Genomic DNA, 19,231 nt, shown 5'->3' with positions numbered 1-19,231 from the left:
CAAAGTCATGCTGCACAAGCACATTAAATGGCGACCAAGTGGTATGAACCAAAGGCATTTGAACATTCACATACCAATTGGTTGACATTTTCATGTCGCCGTGCCGAAGCTGCGTCCCACGCCTGGCATGCAGGCGATCCTTTGGGAGGAGGAAACCATGCGGCGACCCGCCGGAGCAGTGCATAGCATCTCGTTGTCCCCCACACCGCTGATCGTGGCGCTGCTCGCCGCATTGGCGGGCATACCCACTGCCCAGGCGCAGTCAGGCAAGGACGGGGCGGGGCAGGATCCCACCACGCTGGACCAGGTGCAGGTCACCGGCATCCGCGAGTCCATGCAGAGTTCGATCAACAAGAAGCGCGACGACACCGTCATTGCCGACGTGCTCTCGGCCGACGACATCGGCGACCTGCCGGCGCCGTCGCTGGCCGATGCCATCGAGACCCTGACCGGTGCCGCCTCGACCCGCGACAAGACCGGTGCCTCGGAGATCTCGATCCGTGGCCTGGGCGCCTTCCTCAGCAGCACCAACTTCAACGGTCGCGAGATCACCAACGGCAGTGGCGACCGCTCGGTCAACTTCAACATGTTCCCGGCCGAGCTGATCAACACGGTGGCCATCTACAAGACCCAGCGCGCCGACATCATCGAAGGTGGCGTGGCCGGCACCATCGGCCTGGAAACGGTACGGCCATTGGAGTACGGCAAGCGCTCGGCGCAGATCGATATGCGTGGCAGCTGGGCCGAGTATGACAAGAAGTACCGCGACGACGACGGCATCGGCTACCGCGGCACCGCCAGCTACATCGACCAGTTCGAGTTCGGCAATGGGCAGAAGCTGGGTATATCGCTGGGCTTCCAGCGCCTGGAAGGTTCCGATCCGGAAGAGAGCATCACCAGCGGTTCCACCTGGTATGCCTGCGATGGCATGCAGAACGTGGCCAATGCCAACTGTGGCGAAGTCAGTGCGCAGGCCATCGCCAACGGCGCGCCGTATTACCTGGTGCCGAGCAGTCGCATCTATCGCCTCAAGCAGGAGCGCAACGATCGGCAGAGCGAGTTTGCCGCACTGCAGTGGCGGCCCAATGACGTGGTCGAATTGAATGTCGACTTCGAACACACCCAGCGCAACTGGTACGAGAACCGCAGCGACCTGAGCCTGTCCAATGCGCGCCGCGGCATCACCCAGCGCGAGGTGGACGACGAGGGTATCGTGAGACACCTGCATGGCAGCACTTCGATCGATTCCACCTCCAATCGCTATTGGCGCGGAGAGGAATACACCGGCGGCGGCCTGAATCTGATCCTGCGGCCAAGCGCGGCGTGGGAACTGTCCACCGATCTTTCCTACTCGCACACCAATCGTCTCGACAGCGAGCGCATGACCCGGCTGCGCGCGAACCAGCGCGACGTCAACAACGCTATCGTGCCCGGCATCAGCAGTGGCGCCACCGGGTACGTGGACTACGACTGGGACTGGCATGGCGAAGTGCCCAGTGTTGCCCTGGCGCCGAACTTCGACCCCAACAACTGGGACGCCTACACCGGCGCGGCGCGCGTCACTTCCAGCGCAACGGAGAACGACCACAAGATCAAGGCCGGCCGCTTCGATGCCAGCTTCATGCCGGAATCGGGCTTCTTCACCCGCATCAAGGGCGGCGTGCGCGCCAGCCAGGCCGACTACCGCCTGCGAGACAACACCCTGGTGACCGACTACGACCAGCGCGTGGCGGCCGACAAGGCGAAGATCATCGCCGCCAGCCAGGCCTGCCGCGCGCCGTTCCCGCAGGATGACTTCATGGATGCCGCCAGCGGCAACACGATTTCGTCCTGGGCCTACTTCGATCCGAACTGCCTGTACCAGTCGTTCCGTGGCAGCCTGGACAGCGGCCTCGATCCGGGCTTCCAGGATCCGAACAATGTCGATATCACCGAGAAGACCCGCGCGCTCTACCTGATGGGCGAGTTCAGCAGCTCGTTGTTCGGGCTGCCGGTGACCGGCAACCTGGGCCTGCGCTGGGTGAAGACCGATGTGCGTTCCGAAGGGGTACGTACCGGCCTGCGCATTGAAGACAACGGAGACGGTACGATCCGTCTGCAGCCCACCGGCGACTACAGCACCCAGGTGTTCAAGGCGGGCAACGACAAGCTGCTGCCCAGCCTGAACGCGGCTTTCGAACTGCGGCCGGACCTGTTGCTGCGGGTCGGCGCCTACCGCGCGATGTCGCGGCCGGATATCGCCGCGCTGGGCGCAGGGCGCACCATCAACGTCAGCAGCGATGCCACCTACGGCAATCTGGCCGATGCGCTGGACGACATCAGCGCCAGTGGCAACCCGGCTGCACAACCCCTGATGTCCTGGAACGGGGACCTGTCGCTGGAGTGGTACCCGAACCCGGACACCCTGCTGGCCGGTGCGGTGTACTGGAAAAAGTTCAACGGCGGCACCGCCACGGCGCTGGTGCCGGAGACCTACACCATCGATGGACAGAGCGTGACCGTGCCGGTGCGGCAGCAGGTGACCACCGACGAAGACAGCACGCTGACCGGCTTCGAGCTGGGCGCTACCCATCGACTGTCGTACCTGCCCAAGCCTTTCGACGGGCTGGGCTTCAAGGTCAGCTACAACTACGCCGATGCCGACTACCAGACCCAGGATTCGCGGCTGGGCGAGCAGCTGGCCAGTGATGGCACGATCATTCCGGCCATCGTGCCACCGGCGGGTCTGAGCGGTTTCTCGCGGCACGTGCTGTCCGGTTCGATCTACTGGGACGTTGGGCGCTTCAACATCCAGGCCATCGGCAAGTTCCGCTCGCACTATTACCAGGACTTCACTGGCAATACCGCTCAGCAGAACCGCTACTACGACGACAACACCAGCGTCGACCTGCGCCTGCGCTACCGGGTAAACAAGCAGTTGTCGCTGTCGCTGGAACTGATGAACCTGACCAACGAGCCGCGCGTGGCCTACCAGCCGCTTTATGGGAACTTCCGCGAAGTGGTGACCTACGGGCGGCGTGCGTATTTCGGTGTACGATACAAGTTCTGAACAGGGCGGCGCGGCCAGTGGTCGCGCCGTCGCTCCAACCGGACCCTTGCCGGCCGCGGTGGCAGGGCAGGGACCCGGAAGGAATCGCCAAGGGTCAGCCGCATGTCCGCCAACCGCCTTTACCAGACCATCGCCGCCAAGCTACGCAAGCTGATCGAGGACGGCGAATTTCCGCCGGGCTCGCGCCTGCCGGGCGAACGTGAGCTGGCCGAACGGTTCGGCGTCAGCCGGGTGACCATCCGCGAGGCCGAGATCGCACTGGAAGCACAGGGTTGGATCGCCATCCGCATCGGCTCCGGCGTGCATGTGAAGCCGCGGCCGACGCAGGTCCCGGGTGGGTTGCCGGATGTCAGTGCCTTCGACCTCACCGCTGCCCGCGCGGTATTCGAGGCCGAGGCTGCCGCGCTGGCCGCCAGCAACCTGGATGATGCCGGTATCGCCGAACTGCAGGTGTTGGCCGAAGCGCTGTGCCGTCGCGACCTGAGTGACGAGGAAGCCGGCGAGTACGATCGCCGTTTCCATCTGACCATTGCGCGCCTGTCAGGCAATCCGGTGGTGGAGTACTTCGTGCATCAGATCTGGCGCATGCGCAGCGAGCTGCCGCGCGTCACCGAGGTCTATTCGCGGGTCTGCCATGACGATGGCGCCAGCCGAGCCGACGAGCACATGGCGATCTTCGAAGCCTTGCGTGCGCGTGATCCGGTGGCCGCGCGCAATGCGATGCGCCATCACTTCCAGCGCCTGTTCGAAGCGATGCTGCAGGCCACCGAGAGCCAGGCGCTGGAAGAGATCCGCCGCCGCACGCAGCAGGATCGCGAGCGGTTCATGGCGACGACGCGGATTTGAGTGGCGATTCTTCGCGGGACCGGCAACGACCAGCTGATCAGCCACAAGCCGTACACGCTGCGTGGCGCCACGCCGAGCCGGCGGAAGATGGCGGGCCTGCGCCTGGAAGCGAGCAGCTGGAAAATTCCAACCAGCAGCCGCTTGACGCTAATGGTTGATACGGTGGACCTGCGGTATGCGGGCATCAGCCAGTTGGGTGGCACGGTGACGTTCAGTTCACCGGCAAATGCGCCTTCGGTGTTGAAGGTGCAGTTGTATTGAAGTGGAGAGGTGCGAAATCTCTGAAAGATTTCGTACCTCTTCGCCCGGCAGAACTATTTCCTGATTTCCGCGATGACGGGCGCGATGTCAGCCACCGATACCAATCCGGTTGTAAATACCTGATGGAAGACGCCATTGGTAGTGTCTTCGTGCTTTTCCTGCTTGCTGACAATGCCAGCCAAGCACCCGGTCGCCTCGTCAAATACTGACGCGCCGCTTGTTCCAGGAGCCAGATACGTCGTAACTGAGTGTGATGTCACGACGCCGCGATAAATGCTTGATCTATCAAACGAGCCATGGGTGGGAATTACAACAGCCAGGCCGGATTGATTTGCAGCAGCGACGCTGACTTTCTGTCCTGGTTGCAGAGGCGTCGAGCATAGCTTGAGGGGGGCTGCGCTCCTGCGGGCACTTGCGTTCGCGCTGGGGTCAACTGCAAGTACAGCGAGATCAAGTTCGGAAGGGTGCGAGGCCGTTACCACCTTGGCTGGCAGGTTGCCAAGCGGGGTCACAATCTCGATGGTCAAACGTTCATTTTCCCGAAGATCGTCCGGGAAGAGATGTGACGCAGTGATTACAGTGTTGCCATCCAGCCAGGCCCCGGTTCCAGACACCTCGCCTGAGCGCTCCGGCAGGGCGATCTTGATGTGGACGGCCCGTTGGAATGCTGCCTCCGGTCCTGACTCCTGTGCGTGGCTATGGACAGGCGCCAGCAGGGACGCTGACAGTATGCCTCCATACAGAATGCTGATTTTGCTCACCACTTTCACTCCATTGATCAAGGAAGCGCTGGGTCCATAATGGGCGCAGTCGCAATACTTTATCGGCAGCATGTGTCATTCGTTTAGGCCCAATGTGCACGGCATCAAGAGAATGCCGCGAACTTCGAATCTATTGTCCATGGCGATCAATATGCATAGGTGGCTGATGCGTGGAGGAGTATTCGGAGAACGGGGGAACATCATGAAGGTTCAATCTCCGAGCTCATCCATCTGCTCGCCAGTCAGCGACAGTATACAGGTGGTTACTTTCCGGCAATGGTCAGTCAGGGCGAGAGCGTCGGGCGTCAACTGCGATCGATTGGCGAAAGTGGAGTCGACCGGACAATGGACGACTTCCGGCATCGACCCGCCTTGCACGGCAACGGACGTCGCCCGCGTTCCAGTGAATGCGCTTCGATCAGATGATGCTTGGATCAGACCCCACATCATGCAGCCCCCGCAGCTTCTTCTTATTGATCTTGCCCACGCTGGTGCGCTCGATCGAATCCACGAAACTGACCCGCTCCGGAATCGCATAACGTGAGATATCCCCGGCGCGGCTACGGGCTGCGATCAGTTCGATGATCTCTGTCTCGCTTACTTCACTGCCCGGCTGCCTGACCACCAGCGGCAACGGCCGCTCGCCCCATTTCGTGTCGGCGATACCGATCACCGCGACCTCGCTGACCGCCGGATGCAGCGCGATGATGTCCTCCAGCGCAAGCGATGAGATCCACTCGCCACCGGTCTTGATCACATCCTTGATGCGGTCGGTCACGCGCAGGTAGCCGCCGCTGTCGATGTTGCCGATGTCCCCGGTGTGCAGGTAGCCGCCTGCCCACAATGTCGCCGATGCATCCGGATTGTGCAGGTAGCCCTGGGTGAGCCAGGGCGCCCGCACCACGACCTCGCCGGTGGCGATGCCATCGTGGGCGACATCGTTCATATCCGGATCGACAATGCGCAGGTCCACCAGCGGTACCGGAATGCCGGCTTTGGTGCGCAGCGAAAGAACCTCATCCGTATCGGTCACGGCATCCGCATCGATCTGCGCCAGGGTCAGAAGCGGGCAGGTCTCGGACATGCCGTAGCCACCGAAGATGTCGATGCCGCGTGCCAGTGCCCGCTGCGCCAATGCCCGCGGCAGGGCCGCGCCGCCGATGATCACCTTCCAGTTGCCCAGGTCCGTCTCCGCCGCGAGCGGGTGTTCCAGCAGCATGTGCAGGATGGTTGGTACGCAGTGCGAGAAGGTCACTTTCTCGCGGGCAATCAATGCCAGCAGGTTGGCTGGCAGATAACGGCCGGGGTAGACCTGCTTGATGCCCAGCAGTGTCGCCACATACGGCAGGCCCCAAGCGTGCACGTGGAACATGGGGGTGATCGGCATGTAGACATCGCCGCGGTGCAGGCGTCCCTGGTTGGCCGCGCTGCCCAGCGCCGCCATCCCCGTCAGCGAGTGCAGGACCAGCTGCCGATGGCTGAAGTAGACACCTTTTGGCAGGCCGGTGGTGCCGGTCGTGTAGAACACCGTTGCGCGGGTGTTTTCGTCGAAGTCCGGGAAATGGGTGGTCGCAGTGGCAGCCCGCAGACCGGCCTCGTACTCGGTCACGAAACCGTCTGGCAACGGGCCGCCGGCATCGTCCAGCAGGATGCGCGTGCGCAGGTCCGGCAATTGTCCGTCGATGCCTTCCAGTATCGCCAGGAACTCACGGTTGGCGAGGATAACCCGTGCACCGCTGTGGTTCAGCGTATAGGCGATCTGCTCGGGCGCCAGGCGCACGTTCACCATCATCAGCACCGCGCCGATCATCGGCACGGCGAAGTACGCTTCCAGGTAGCGGTTGCTGTCCCAGTCCATCACCGCAACTGTATCGCCGTGCTTCACCCCCAGCGAAGTCAGCAATCCGGCCAACTGGCCGATGCGCGCCTGCAGGGTGCGGTAGTCGAAGCGGACCGAATCGCCATAGACGATCTCCTGGTCAGGATTGACCGCAAGCGGCGTGTGCAGCAGTTGCTTGATCAGCAGCGGATAGGCAGAGGCATCGGGAGCGAATGGCATGGGGTGACCTCGTGGGCGGCCTGTCAGTGGCCGGTCTTCATTCGTCCACACTAGCAATCCCGCCTGAGCGCGCCAGCGTACCTAGGTACCCCTGTCCAACGGCAGACGATTTGCTACTCTCGCCTTGCCATGCCGACCCTGCTCATCGCCGATGACCATCCCTTGTTCCGCGCGGCACTGCATCGCGCGGCCGAAGAGGCGGTCGCCGATCTGCAGATCAGCGAGGCCGACTCGCTGGACAGCGTGCTCGAGGTCCTGGAACACCAGCAGATCGACCTGATGCTGCTGGACCTGCACATGCCCGGCAACCATGGGCTTGCCGGCCTTGCGACCATCCGTGCATTGCAGCCGGGACTGGCGATCATCATCGTCTCGGCCAACGAAGAGCCGCAGGTGATCCGCCGCGCAGTTGACCTGGGCGCGGCCGGCTACCTGCCCAAAAGTTCCGGACTGAACGAGCTGCAGTCCGCGCTGCGGTCGGTACTGGAGGGCGAACGCTGGATTCCTGCACTGCTGCGTGAGCCAGTGGCGCGGGTGGCGCCCTTCAGCAAGGATGCCGACCTGGCCGCGCGCCTGGCCAGCCTGTCCGCACATCAGTACAAGGTGCTGAGCCTGGTGGCCGAAGGACTGCTCAACAAGCAGATCGCCGACCGGTTGGGTGTACAGCTGCGCACCGTCAAGGCGCACATGACGCGTATCATGGAGCGACTGGGAGTCCGCAACCGTGCACAGGCGATCCGCGTGCTGCACGAAATGGGACTGGCCGATCCGTCCCGGCAGATTGAAGGTACCCAGGACACCTGATCTCTCAGGATGTTGCTGTGCCAGGTGCTGTCAGCAGATGGTTGATCGCCCAGCGCAGCGCCAGTGGCTTGAAGGGCTTGTTCAACAGTGAAAGCCCTGCCGCACGCACCGCCTCGCGCGTGTCGCTGCCGGTATCGGCGCTGAGAATGACCGTTGGCCGCTGCCCATGCTCGGCTTGCAGCCGCTGCCAGAGCGCCACGCCGGTATCGCCATCATCCAGGTGGTAGTCGAACAGCCACAACGCGGCCGCATGCGCTGACGCGCCGACCTCGCTGGCGGCACGCACCGCGACCACTTCGCAGCCCCAGGCCAGCAGCATCTGCCGCATCGCCTCCAGCGCGTCCGCGTCGTTGTCGACCACCAGCACGCGGATGCCCTTGACGGTGCTGGTACCCGCTGCGGCGGGCTCCGTGGGCGGGGCAGCCGGCGGTGCTGCCCGCACCACGCTGATCGAGAACGTCGAGCCGTGATCGAGCACGCTGCGCAACTGCAGCGGCGCATGGAGCAGCTCGGCGATGCGCTGCGCGATGGTCAGGCCCAGTCCCAGTCCCTGGCCGTTGCTGCGGTCGCCGCGATGGAATTCCTCGAACACGATCGCCTGCTGCTCGGGCGCGATGCCGGGGCCACTGTCATGCACGCCAACCAACAGTGCATGGCCATGGCGGCGCACGCCCAGCAGCACTCCACCATGGCGCGTGTAACGGATGGCATTGGCCAGGAAATTCTGCAGCACCCGGCGCAGCAGCAGCGGATCGGTGTGGACCCAGGCACGGGTCCGCAGGTAGCGGAACTGCAGCCCGCGCGCCGCCGCCAGCACCGCGAACTCCTGCGCGAGCGGATCGAGCACGGTCGACAGCGCGAACGCGCGTGGATCGGCCACCAGACCACCGCCTTCCAGCCGGGAGATATCCAGAAGTCCGGATAGCAGGTCATCGGTGGAATCCAGCGCACCGCGGATCTGGCGCAGGAAGCTGTCGAGGAACTCCGATTCGATGTGCTGCGACATCGCATCGGTCAGCAGCTGCGCCGCATGCAGTGGCTGGATAAGGTCGTGACCGACCGCAGTCAGGAAGCGGGTCTTGGCAACGTTCGCGCGCTCGGCTTCGTGCACCGCCTGTTCCAGCCGTGCGGTGCGGTCCTGCACGCGGCGCTCCAGGGTTTCGTTGCTGCGCTTGAGTGCTTCCTCGGCCCGGCGGAACGCAGTGACGTCGGTGAAGGTGGCCACGTAACCGCCGCCCGGCATTGGATTGCCACGGATCTCGACGATGGTGTTGTCGGGGAAAATCCGTTCGGACAGATGCGGCGTGCCGCGCTGCATGTGTGCCACGCGGCGCTGCAAGGCCTTGTCGCGGGAGTCACCGGGTCCTTCGCCGATCTTCAGTTCGTCCAGCGCCCAAGCCGTAAGGTTGATCACCGGCTGTCCTACTTGTAGCAGCTCGGGCGGAAACTTGAACAACGCGGCGTACTGACTGTTCCAAGCCACCAACTGCAGCTGCGCGTCGACCACGCTGATGCCCTGGCTCATGTTCTCCAGCGCCGCCTCCAGCAGGCGCTGGTTGAAGCGCAGCACCTGGGTTGCTTCGCCGACTGCACGGGTCACCGCATCCAGTGGCGCTGCACCGCCGTCGCGAGCGGCCTCCACCAGCAGCCTCGCCATGCCCGCACCGACCACAGCGGTCAGTTCGCGTTCGATGGTGATGACCCGGTCGTCATCCAGCAGCTGTCCGGCATGCCCGTCCATCAGTTGCCGCGCCCGCTCCTGGCCGAGAAAGCGTCCGGCCGTCTTGCGCAGCGAGGCTGCCGCCACCGCATCCCGTCGTCGCGGCAACGAAGGGCGCACCGCGCGCGACACCAGCGCAACCGTCAGCAGGTTCACCGCCAGGCTGGCGCCCATGCTGATGGCGATATGGCCCGGCTGCATGCGCAGCGAGACCACGGCCAGCCAATGCAGTCCGTCGCGGGCGGCCGACGCCGGCGCGGCGGGGATCAGCATCGGCAACAGCACCAGCCACAACCAGGCCAGCGAACCCAGCACGATGCCGGCAATGATGGCCGGGGAGGGCGTGCGTGGGCGATACACCGCAAGCAGCACCGCCGGTGCCAGCTGCGAGAGAGCGGTGAATGACATCAGGCCGAAATCGCTGAGTGCCTCGGTGCCGCTCATCGCGCGGCTGTACAGCCACGACATCAGGAACACGGCAAGGATGCCGGCACGGCGGAAGGCGAGCACGCGCGGACGCAGGTCAGCTGCCGCCGCGCCGCCGGCGATGCCGTCCAGCAGCCTCGAACCGAAGCCATGGTTGCCGAGCATGATCGACAGGGTCAGCCCGGACAGGATCATCATGCCGGTGGCGGCGCTCAGGCTGCCCAGGTAGGCCAGCAAGGCCAGCAGGTGGTGGCCACCGGCCTGCGGCAGCGCCAGCACGTACAGGTCGGGCGACACCGATGCGGGCAGCTGCGCGGCACCGGCCAGCGCCATCGGCACCGACGGCAGCCCGATCAGCAACAGGTAGACCGGGAACATCCAGCGCGCCGTCTTCAGGTCCGAGGTCTGGCGCAGCTCGACCACGCCGACATGGAACTGGTGAGGCAGGGTGAACGCGGAGATCGCTCCCAGCGCGACCATGGTGAGGTAGTCCGGCATGATGGCCGGTGGTGGAAGCTGCGCCATCTTTTCCAGCAGTGGCGTGCCCGCCTGGCGCACCGACAGCGCCGCGTAGAGGCCAATGGCCAGCAGCGCCACCAGCTTCAATAATGACTCCAGCCCCAGCGCGACCACGATGCCACGATTGGGTTCGGTGGCCGACGCCTTGCGTGCGCCGAACAGCAGCGTGAACGCGGCCATGGTCAACGCGAACCAGAACGACATGTCCAGCTGCGCGCCAGCAGGCGCGAAGCGATCACCGAGCAGGGCGCCCAGGCCCTGGCTGACAGCCTTCAGCTGCAGGGCGATATAGGGAATGATGCCGAACAGCGCGACCAGAGTGATGGTGAACCCGAGTCCCCGATCCGCACGCAGCCGCGCGACCACCAGGTCGGCGATGGTGGCGCTGTTATGCTGCTTGGCCAGCCTCCCCAGGCGGAGCAGGAACGGCAGGCCGAAGGCAAATATCAGCGCCATGCCCGCCAGGGTCGGAGGAATCGGGAAGCCCCATTGCAGGCCCTGTGACGCCGCGCCGTAATAGGTCCACGCGGTGCAGTGCACTGCCAGCGACAGCGCATAGATGAGCGGCCACACCTTCGAAAGCCGATGCCCCCGGCGCTCGCCCCAGAGGGCCACGCCGAACAGCAGTACGGTCCACGCAATACAGGCGAACAGAACGACGGAGGGCGTCAACATCGCTCCAGTGTAGGCAGAGGACCGGGCAGGGTGGTGCTAGGGGGCGAGCACGATCAGTGACAGATGCTCAGCGACCAGTGCCAGCTCGCCATCGGCAACGCGTTCGACAGCCTTGCGCTGGGTAAGCAACCATTGCCCGGGCTGCCGCGCCTCCAGTGCCACCAGCTGCGAGCGCACCCGCACCTCGGAGCCGCTGGGCACTGGCGCCAGGAAGCGGACCTTGTTCAAGCCGTAGTTGAGCACGTGGGCGATGCCGGAAAAGCCGGCCAGGGCTGCAACATCGTCTTCCACGGTGAGCGAAAGCAGCAGGAAGCCATGCGCGATGGTCTGCCCGCCGGGCAGCTCGGCCTGTGCCCGAAGCGGATCGACGTGGATCCAGTTGTGGTCACCGGTGGCGTCGGCGAAAGTGTCGATGCGCGATTGCGTGATGGGTGTGCCGGCGCCCAGGCGCTCGCTGGCTGCCCATTGCCGCAGTGCCTGCAAGGCAGCGGGTAGCGCGTCGATCGGAGCGCCGGCACTCACCGCAGACGCTCCAGCAGCGCCAGGATCGCGTCTCGCGCCTCGGGTTCGGACAGCATCGGCGCATGACCGACATCCGGCACTTCGACCAGGCGGGCGCTTTCCGAGGTCGCGGCCATCTGCCGCGCGACATCGGCCGGCAGGATGTCCGACAGCGCACCCCGGACTACCAGTACCGGCACCCGTGCGGTCAGCCCGCGAACCGCACGCCACAGCACCGGCCGCAGCAACCACAGCAGCCACGGCCGCGTGGTACGGATCACCGCCGGGTCATAGTCCAGCTCCAGCAGGCCATCGCTGCGTGGGCGGAAGGTGCGCACCGCCATTGCCCGCCAGTCATCACTGCTGAAACGGGGGAAGGCGGCCTTGCCGATCGACGCTACGTACGCCGTGGCCTGCTCCAGATCCATCGGCGGCACCGGCTTGCCTGCGTATTTGCCAATCCGTGCCAGCGCCTCGCGCGGCACCTTGGGGCCGGCATCGTTGAGCACTGCACCAGCGATCCGCTCGGGCGCGCGCGAGGCGAGGGTGATGGTGACCAGCACGCCCAGTGAGGTGCCGATGAACACTGCCTTGTCGATGTTCTGCGCGCGCAGCAGCGCGACCATGTCGTCGGCATAGGTGCGCGGGTTGTAGCTGGACGGATCATGCGCACGCTCCGAACCGGCGCGACCGCGCAGATCGACCGCGATCACGCGCCAGCCCACGGCGGCAAGCGAACCGGCAAGCACGTCGAAGTCGGCGCCATTGCGTGTCAGGCCGGGAATGCACACCACCGTGCCGCGGGGCGCCTGCCCTGCCTCGGGTGCATGGTCGCGTGCGTGCAGGCGCAGGCCATCGTCGCTGTTCCAATACAGATCTACGTAAGACTGCATCATGCAGGGGCTTCCTGGAAATCGAATCGGATGCTCTAGAAATCGTAACGGACGCTGAGGCTATATTGGCGCGGCGGACCGTAGAAACCAATCAGCGTGCCCACTGCTGGAATGTTGTAGCCAGTGGTGCGGTATTCCTTGTCGGCCAGGTTGGTGCCCTGCAGCGAGAAGGTCCACGCATCATCCAGCCGCCAGATCACGCCGGCATTGACCAGCCCGTAGCCCTGCTGGCGGATCACCGGGCTCAGGTCGGTGGTCGGCCAGACTTCGCTCTGGTAGCTGTAGCTCACCCGTGCCGACAGGTTGCTGCCCTTGGCCAGCTCGGTGCGGTACTCCACGTTGAACGCGCCCGAGAACTCCGGCGCATTGGTGAACTTCATCTGCTTGGCCACATTCATGCCACGGTCCATGTACTCGTCGTACTTGGTGTCCAGCCAGGCGAGGTTGCCGGAGATCAGCCAGTGCTGGCTGGGCAGGTACTGGTACTCGACCTCCAGGCCCTTGACGGTACCCGCGCCGGCATTGGTGAAATCGCCGAAGAAGGAATCGTCGATGCCATCACCATTGGTATCCAGGCCGGTGAACACCGACAGCTGGATGTCCTTGTACTTGTTGTAGAAGGCCGAAAGATTCAGGAACAGGCGCTGGTCAAGGAAGGCCATCTTGCTGCCAACCTCGTAGCTGTCCACGGTCTCGTCGTCGAAGGGCTCAGCTGAGCGCGGCACCGCCACGGCGTTGGCACGGATGTTGTAGCCGCCGGACTTGAAGCCACGCGTGGCCAGACCGTAGACCATGATGTCCGGGGTGATCTGGTAGTCCAGCGAGACCTTGGGCGAGACGTTCTTGAAATTGGTCTTCTTGTCGAAGTCCGCGGTCACCGCCACCGGCCGGCTGAAGCCGGGATCGGCGTAGAGGCGGTTCAGCACGATCGCGCGCTTGTCCTCGTCGGTGTAGCGGGCGCCCACATCCAGTTTCAGCTTGCTGGTCAGGTCGAAGGTCCAGTCCGCATACAGCGCGATGCTGTCGGTCAGCACCTTGCCCTGGTTGTCGGCGAACTGCGCGCTGAAGTAGTTGTTCTGGATCTGCCCACCGGCTTCGCCGCTGAACTGGTACAGGCCGACCACACCGCGCACGCGGCCGCCGGCATCGTAGTTCAGCTGCACCTCGTTGCTGACCTGGTTGTCGCTGTAGGTGCCGCCGACGTCGGCCAGCTTGACCGGGGTGGTGTCGAAGTCGATGTTGGCCTCGCTGTCCGATTCGCGCTTGGCCACCACGTACTTCACGGCGATGTCTTCGTTGGGACGCCAGTTGACCGTGGCCGAGGCACCCTTGGTTTCCACACTGTTGAGGTTGCGCATGCCCGAGCGGATATCGTAGCGGCTGTCCATCGGCGGGTAGGCGCGCAGGAACGGGTTGGGCGCCAGCATCTTCGAACCGCGCATGCCGGACTGGTCATCGATCCAGTCCAGCGCGAACTGCACGTCGAAATCATCGCCCGCATACGCGCCCAGGTTCAGGCGCGCCGCATTGATCTGCTTGTCGCTGACCGGCTGGCCATTGAATGTGTTCTCGCCGAAGCCATCGTTGTTCATGCTGGCAACTGCCACGCGGGCACGCAGGCCGCTGTCGGCACCGCCGATCGGGCCACCGATGGCCGCCTTGGCATCGAGCTGGCTGTAGTTGCCCACGGTGATCTGGGCGAACCCTTCGGTCTGGGTCGGCAGGCCGCGCGAGATGTACTTGATCGCACCGCCGATGGTGTTCTTGCCGTACAGCGTGCCCTGCGGGCCACGCAGCACCTCGATGCGCGAGACGTCGAACACATCCAGCAGCGCACCCTGCGGACGTGCGATGTAGACATCGTCCAGATAGATGCCGACGCCCGGATCCGCGCCCCAGGTGGGATCGGACTGGCCGACGCCACGGATGTAGGCGGTAACCGTGCTGCTGGCGCCGCGTGCGGCGTAGATGGTCAGGTTGGGCACCTGTGCATCGAGGTCGCTGAGATCCTGGACGTTCATCCTGTCCAGCGCTTCGGAGGTAAACGCGGTGACCGCCACCGGTACTTCCTGCAGGGTTTCCTCGCGCTTGCGTGCGGTGACCTTGATGCTGTCCAGATTGGTGGGTGAAGCCGTCCTGCCTGTCGCTGGCGCTGGCTGTGGCGCCTCCTGTGCCAGTACCGGCCCGGTGGCCAGCAGCGCACCGATCATCAGACTCAGACCATTCCGATTCATCCGTTCCTCCCCCAGGGCATGTCCATTGCGGATGGCCCTCTGCCACCCCTGCAGCCAAGGCTAGCGGTGTCACCGGACGCCGGCGAGTGGACCTAGGTCCAGTCGGCAGCGGCACCGGGATGCGGATACTGGGCGCGCCCCCACCTGCAAGCGCTACCGGTACTCCTTCATCCACGAACCACGCATGAGGATCTGGCCATGAAATCCGGAATCGATTCAATCAAGGCACTCGCACTGCTGCTGTGCAGCTGGCTGGCAACGGCGGGCAGTGCCTACGCCGCAGGCCCCGCCGGGCATTGGGACATCGGCCTGTACGGCAATCTGTTCGGCGCCCGCGAGTACCAGGTGTGGGTGCCGGCCGGCTACGACGAAACCCGGCCACTGCCGCTGCTGCTGGTGCTGCATGGCTGCGTGACCGGGCCGAACCTGATGGGCGAGGCGTCCGGCTTCAATGACGTTGCCGACAGTGAGGGGTTCATCGTGGTCTACCCCCGGCAGAACGTCACCTCCAACCCGGCACGCTGCTGGAACTGGCAATTGCCGATCAACCAGGCGCGCGACAGCGGTGAGGCCTCGATCCTGGCTGGCATTGTGGACAAGGTGAAGTCCGGTTACAGCATCGATCCACATCGGGTCTACGTCACCGGCATTTCCGCGGGCGGTGCGATGACCTCGATCATGCTGGCCTGCTACTCGGATGTGTTCGCCGCCGGTGCCATCCATTCCGGCGGCATGTTCAAGGGCGCGACCACGATTTCCGGTAGTGCCTACGCGTTGCTGGCCGGCAGCATCTACTCGCCGGACAGCAATGGGCGGCTGGCCTGGCAGTGTTCGGGCTCGCCATCGCCGCGTCCGATCCCGGTGCTGGTGTTCCATGGCAGCGCCGATCTCACTGTCAATCCGGTGAACGGGCAGCAGGCCGTGCGCCAGTTCCTGCAGACCAATGACCTGGCCGACGATGGCCTGGACAACGATTCGGTGAAGTACCTGCCGACCAGCACCTACCAGGGGCAGGTGCCGGGTGGGCGCGCTTACACCGTGGATACCTATGCCTATGGCGGCAGGACGCTGGTGCAGCACTACGTGGTGCAGGGCATGGGGCATGCCTGGAGCGGCAGCCAGTCCGGCCTGCCGTTCACCGACCCGATGGGACCGGATGCCACGCTGATCACGTGGTTGTTCCTGAAGGACTACCAGCGCTGAAGGGAAGGGCAGTCCTCGCCGGTGCGGGAGCCATGCGCTCCCGCATCCGTCAGCGTGGCTCCTGTGGCCGCTGATCGTCGGCGTCCGATGCCTGCTGCCGAGTGCCTCGTTCCGCCAGGAAGCGTTTGGGGGGCGCGCCCACGGTTTTGCGGAACATGGTCACGAACGCCCCGGCACTGTCGTAGCCCAGGTCATCGGCGATGGCCTGCACCGTCCGGCCCTTGGCCAGCAGCGGCAGCGCGACCACCACATGCAGCTGCCTGCGCCATCGTCTCACGCTCAGGCCGGTTTCGCCGGAGAACAGGCGCGACATGTTGCGCTCGCTCATGCCGATCCGGCTCGCCCAGACCTCAAGCGTTGCTCGTTCGGCTGGCGTGTCCAGCATCGCATTGGCCAGCCGGCGCAACCTTGCATCGGATGGCATGGGTAGATGGAGCCACTCCGGCGGCGCAGCAATCAGCTCATCCAGGAACACGCCCATCAGGCGGTCCTGCGCGCTGCCGGACGCATACTGCTGGGGAAGGTTGGACGCGCGCTCCAGCAGGGCCTGCATGAACGGAGTGATCGCCATCGCAGCGCATTGCGTTGGCAGTTCCGGAGCCGCCCCGGGTTCCACGAACACCACGAAGCCGTGCGGCCGTCCACTGCTGCTGGCGCGATGGGACAACCCACCGGGGATCCAGATCGCGCCCTGTGGCGGAACCACCCACAGGCCAGCCGCGGTCTCCAGCATGATCAAGCCACGCGTGGCGACCAGCAGCTGCGCCTTCCGATGCGCATGGAAGGGCATCTGCCAGGCATCTGGAATGGGGTCCAGCCCAAGCACCATCACCGGAAGATCGACACGGTCCGGATAGTCGGGCCCAACCTCGCTCAGCCCCGCAATCGAAATCTCCACGCTGGTACCTACGCCCCAAAGCCACGCCGGGCAGCACGGTGGCGCTTACTCGTCATCGCGTGCCGATCCCGGTTCGCGCCTGTGCCAGACACAGATCAGCCCCATCAGGACATGGATGATGGGTGGATCCGTCCTTCCTGCTTCGGCAGCCAGTGCTTTCTCGCTCACGTTGGCATCCTCTCTGTTCGAGGATCGGTAGCGTAGGCGGCAAGCCGAAGGGCGTCATTCGACAGTTCCGCCAGGTGATTCACCAATCCAGCCATATCCGCAGCCGGGCCAGGCAATCACCACGTGGGCGCCCGCTACAACGCCGGAACCGTGATCCTTTGCAGGTCGAGCTTGGCCCGCAGGGCGTAGTGCTTGCGGGTAACCGGTACCACGCAGGTCAGGCGCGGGTCGGCATAATCCTTGAACAGCGGCGGCCGCGGCGAAGACAGATAGAACGCGCGATCCTGCTTGACCGCTGCCGGCAGCAGAACCTCGCTGAGATCGCTGTCGGTGGCATCGGTCACGAGGCAGGGTGCTTGCCGGAAGCCGAGCTTGCGCAGCAGGTACAAGCGATGGGAACCGTTGGTCAGGATGATACGGCTGCCAAAGCGCGTCGCACTGATCAGGTTGTCGCTGAAACCCAGATAGATGACGACGGCGTGGCTGGCTGCGCCGAATGGTTCATAGTTGGCGATGCCAGCCGGATCGAGGGTCGCCACGTCGAGGAAGCGCAGGTCGTTCGAGGTGGACGCGAAGGTGTAGCTGCCATCGGACTGGGTGAACCGCACTTCCGGATGTGCATGGCTGCCGCTGCGAGCGACAAGCTGCATGATCTCCTGCGCGGTGGGTGAGGCAGTCACTGCAGCCGCCAACTGGTCGATGTGGCGAAGATTGATGCATTCCTGGAAGATCACCAGTCGATCGATCTCGACCATCTGCCAACGGCGCGGCAGGACACTCGTCATCCGGTGCATCGAGGGTTGTCGCAGCGCCTGCTCAGCCAGCGGCAGCATTTCTTCCGGCAGCGCATGGATACCGATCGCGTCTGCCGCATCGCCTTCCTCCCGCTGCAGCCGCAGCACCTCGGCGCGGGCCGTCCGCCAATCCTCCACGAGCGCGGCCTCGTCGAAGCTTGCCGGTGGGCAGCGCTCCCTGGCGAAGCGGATGAACTTCGGCAGAGGAAACACTCCCTTCAACAGAAGCGTGGGATCCAGGCTGTCGTCACTGATCTCGGTGTTCATCCCTCTTGCCTCTCATGGGTCGTATCGACAACGGGCCGGTGGCGTCGTTCATCACGCCAAAATAATATGTTATATCGTAACATTTGAGTGCCTTGGCGGCAATCGCTGTGCAATATGCGGCGATGGTGGCTTGGCTGCTCCGTATCCAATGCAACGCGATCCAATGCAACGCGTGGATACATCCACTGACTAGAGGAGATGTTCATGAACGAGCTGATTGAGCTGGGTGTAGTGGCAGGACAGCAGAACCCTGAAGAACAGGGCGTGGGTGGTGAACTGATCGAGCTGGGCTCGGTGGTTTCGGAAACCAAGGCGCACAACCACGGCACGTTGTGGGATGGCGTGTTCCCGACCACGTCGCCCTGATCTGCCGCGCAACGTAGTACCTGCGGTGCATGCCCTGCATGCACCGCTTCTCCGGTTCCGGCGCAGGAGCGCATGATGGAGCAGGCTGCCGCCCCTTACTTCCTGTCAAAGCACGCCCACGTCTGCGTCACCGGCGATGCCATGGTGATCCTGGATCAGGCCACGGGTAGGTATCTTTCCCTTGAAAGACGCGGCGCCGCAGGCCTTGGCAACCTCATTCTCGATTGGCCGCTGCGGTCCGATGGCGCAAGCATTCCCACGCTTCTGCAGGCCCTGATCGACCGCCGTTTGATCACAGCAGACCCGCTGCAGGGCAAATCCGCCGCCAGCCCTGCCATTACGCTGCCACGGCATTGGGTGCGCGAGGGCGCGCCTCGTGGCCGTCCACCGATCATGGCGCGGGACCTGCGTCGTTTCATTGTCTCGTGTGCCTATGCCGCCTGCAGCAGAACATTCCTTCCTTTCAGTGCCACGGTGTCTGCCGCGCGCCGTCGAACGGATCACGACCACGACACGCACGTGAGCATCGAAGAACTGGCGTCGCGGGTTCGGGTGTTCGACTGGCTTCGACCCTTGGCCTTCAGGAAGACCGATGAGTGCTTTCTCTACTGCCTGGCGATGCGCGAGTTCCTGTCGAAGTACGGCATCGTTCCGCGCTGGGTGTTCGCGGTCAGAACCCAGCCGTTCGCCGCGCATTGCTGGCTGCAGCATGGCGATCAGGTGCTGACCGACATTCCCTTCAACCTGCGCCGGATGGTTCCCATCCTAGTGCTGTAACGAAACCTGC

15 protein-coding genes are annotated in these 19,231 nt (G+C 64.3%); 7 read left to right on the top strand and 8 right to left on the bottom strand.

Annotation, left to right across the window (positions count from 1 at the left end; all coding sequences use genetic code 11):
* Positions 1-157: 157 nt before the first annotated feature.
* From ACZK2G_RS11555 to ACZK2G_RS11545, 3 genes are all read left to right on the top strand, one after another.
* Positions 158-3,049, top strand: coding sequence for a TonB-dependent receptor (locus ACZK2G_RS11555; RefSeq protein WP_478473336.1), 2,892 nt, complete (start codon positions 158-160; stop codon positions 3,047-3,049).
* Between the two features lie 102 nt (positions 3,050-3,151).
* Positions 3,152-3,895 carry a FadR/GntR family transcriptional regulator gene (locus ACZK2G_RS11550; RefSeq protein ID WP_478473334.1) on the top strand — a complete coding sequence of 248 codons (744 nt, stop codon included), beginning with the start codon at positions 3,152-3,154 and terminating at the stop codon, positions 3,893-3,895.
* The gene (locus ACZK2G_RS11545) at positions 3,896-4,156 is read left to right on the top strand and encodes a hypothetical protein (protein ID WP_478473332.1); all 261 of its coding nucleotides are present in this window, start codon (positions 3,896-3,898) and stop codon (positions 4,154-4,156) included.
* A gap of 53 nt (positions 4,157-4,209) precedes the next feature.
* Here ACZK2G_RS11545 and ACZK2G_RS11540 read toward each other — a convergent pair whose 3' ends face one another.
* Both ACZK2G_RS11540 and ACZK2G_RS11535 read right to left on the bottom strand, forming a co-directional pair.
* The gene (locus ACZK2G_RS11540; RefSeq protein ID WP_478473330.1) at positions 4,210-4,989 is read right to left on the bottom strand and encodes a S1 family peptidase; all 780 of its coding nucleotides are present in this window, start codon (positions 4,987-4,989) and stop codon (positions 4,210-4,212) included.
* Positions 4,990-5,335: 346 nt separating this feature from the next.
* Positions 5,336-6,976, bottom strand: coding sequence for a fatty acid--CoA ligase (locus tag ACZK2G_RS11535; RefSeq protein ID WP_478473328.1), 1,641 nt, complete (start codon positions 6,974-6,976; stop codon positions 5,336-5,338).
* Between the two features lie 129 nt (positions 6,977-7,105).
* On the opposite strand from ACZK2G_RS11535, the gene ACZK2G_RS11530 reads away from it, so the two are divergent.
* The gene (locus ACZK2G_RS11530; RefSeq protein ID WP_046985556.1) at positions 7,106-7,780 is read left to right on the top strand and encodes a response regulator transcription factor; all 675 of its coding nucleotides are present in this window, start codon (positions 7,106-7,108) and stop codon (positions 7,778-7,780) included.
* 4 nt (positions 7,781-7,784) lie between these two features.
* Here ACZK2G_RS11530 and ACZK2G_RS11525 read toward each other — a convergent pair whose 3' ends face one another.
* Genes ACZK2G_RS11525 through ACZK2G_RS11510 form a run of 4 tightly spaced genes read right to left on the bottom strand, consistent with a single transcriptional unit; the run spans position 7,785 to position 14,748 of the window.
* Positions 7,785-11,120: a hybrid sensor histidine kinase/response regulator gene (locus ACZK2G_RS11525; protein WP_478473326.1), complete on the bottom strand. Its 3,336-nt coding sequence runs from the start codon at positions 11,118-11,120 to the stop codon at positions 7,785-7,787.
* Between the two features lie 36 nt (positions 11,121-11,156).
* Complete coding sequence (locus tag ACZK2G_RS11520) at positions 11,157-11,642, bottom strand: MaoC family dehydratase (protein WP_136638008.1); 486 nt, start codon at positions 11,640-11,642, stop codon at positions 11,157-11,159.
* Positions 11,639-12,517: an alpha/beta fold hydrolase gene (locus ACZK2G_RS11515; protein WP_478473324.1), complete on the bottom strand. Its 879-nt coding sequence runs from the start codon at positions 12,515-12,517 to the stop codon at positions 11,639-11,641. The genes ACZK2G_RS11520 and ACZK2G_RS11515 overlap by 4 nt, the downstream gene beginning before the upstream one ends.
* A 32-nt stretch (positions 12,518-12,549) precedes the next feature.
* On the bottom strand, positions 12,550-14,748 hold the full coding sequence (locus ACZK2G_RS11510; protein WP_253077995.1) for a TonB-dependent receptor: 2,199 nt from the start codon (positions 14,746-14,748) through the stop codon (positions 12,550-12,552).
* Positions 14,749-14,946: 198 nt separating this feature from the next.
* On the opposite strand from ACZK2G_RS11510, the gene ACZK2G_RS11505 reads away from it, so the two are divergent.
* A complete protein-coding gene (locus ACZK2G_RS11505) occupies positions 14,947-15,951 on the top strand; it encodes an extracellular catalytic domain type 1 short-chain-length polyhydroxyalkanoate depolymerase (RefSeq protein ID WP_478473322.1) in 1,005 nt (334 codons plus the stop codon).
* A gap of 49 nt (positions 15,952-16,000) precedes the next feature.
* Here ACZK2G_RS11505 and ACZK2G_RS11500 read toward each other — a convergent pair whose 3' ends face one another.
* A complete protein-coding gene (locus ACZK2G_RS11500; RefSeq protein ID WP_046985550.1) occupies positions 16,001-16,849 on the bottom strand; it encodes an AraC family transcriptional regulator in 849 nt (282 codons plus the stop codon).
* 302 nt (positions 16,850-17,151) lie between these two features.
* Entirely contained in the window at positions 17,152-18,078 is a 927-nt protein-coding gene (locus ACZK2G_RS11495; RefSeq protein WP_478473320.1) for a hypothetical protein, read from the bottom strand.
* A gap of 204 nt (positions 18,079-18,282) precedes the next feature.
* On the opposite strand from ACZK2G_RS11495, the gene ACZK2G_RS11490 reads away from it, so the two are divergent.
* Together ACZK2G_RS11490 and ACZK2G_RS11485 are read left to right on the top strand one after the other, a co-directional pair.
* Positions 18,283-18,444: a hypothetical protein gene (locus ACZK2G_RS11490; RefSeq protein WP_169050313.1), complete on the top strand. Its 162-nt coding sequence runs from the start codon at positions 18,283-18,285 to the stop codon at positions 18,442-18,444.
* Between the two features lie 75 nt (positions 18,445-18,519).
* Positions 18,520-19,221: a lasso peptide biosynthesis B2 protein gene (locus tag ACZK2G_RS11485; RefSeq protein WP_478473318.1), complete on the top strand. Its 702-nt coding sequence runs from the start codon at positions 18,520-18,522 to the stop codon at positions 19,219-19,221.
* Positions 19,222-19,231 lie beyond the last annotated feature (10 nt).

This window comes from Stenotrophomonas sp. 107298_Sma, from assembly GCF_056480345.1.
The sequence above is the reverse complement of the archived record's forward strand: the minus strand, read 5'-3'. Positions and strand labels throughout refer to the sequence as shown.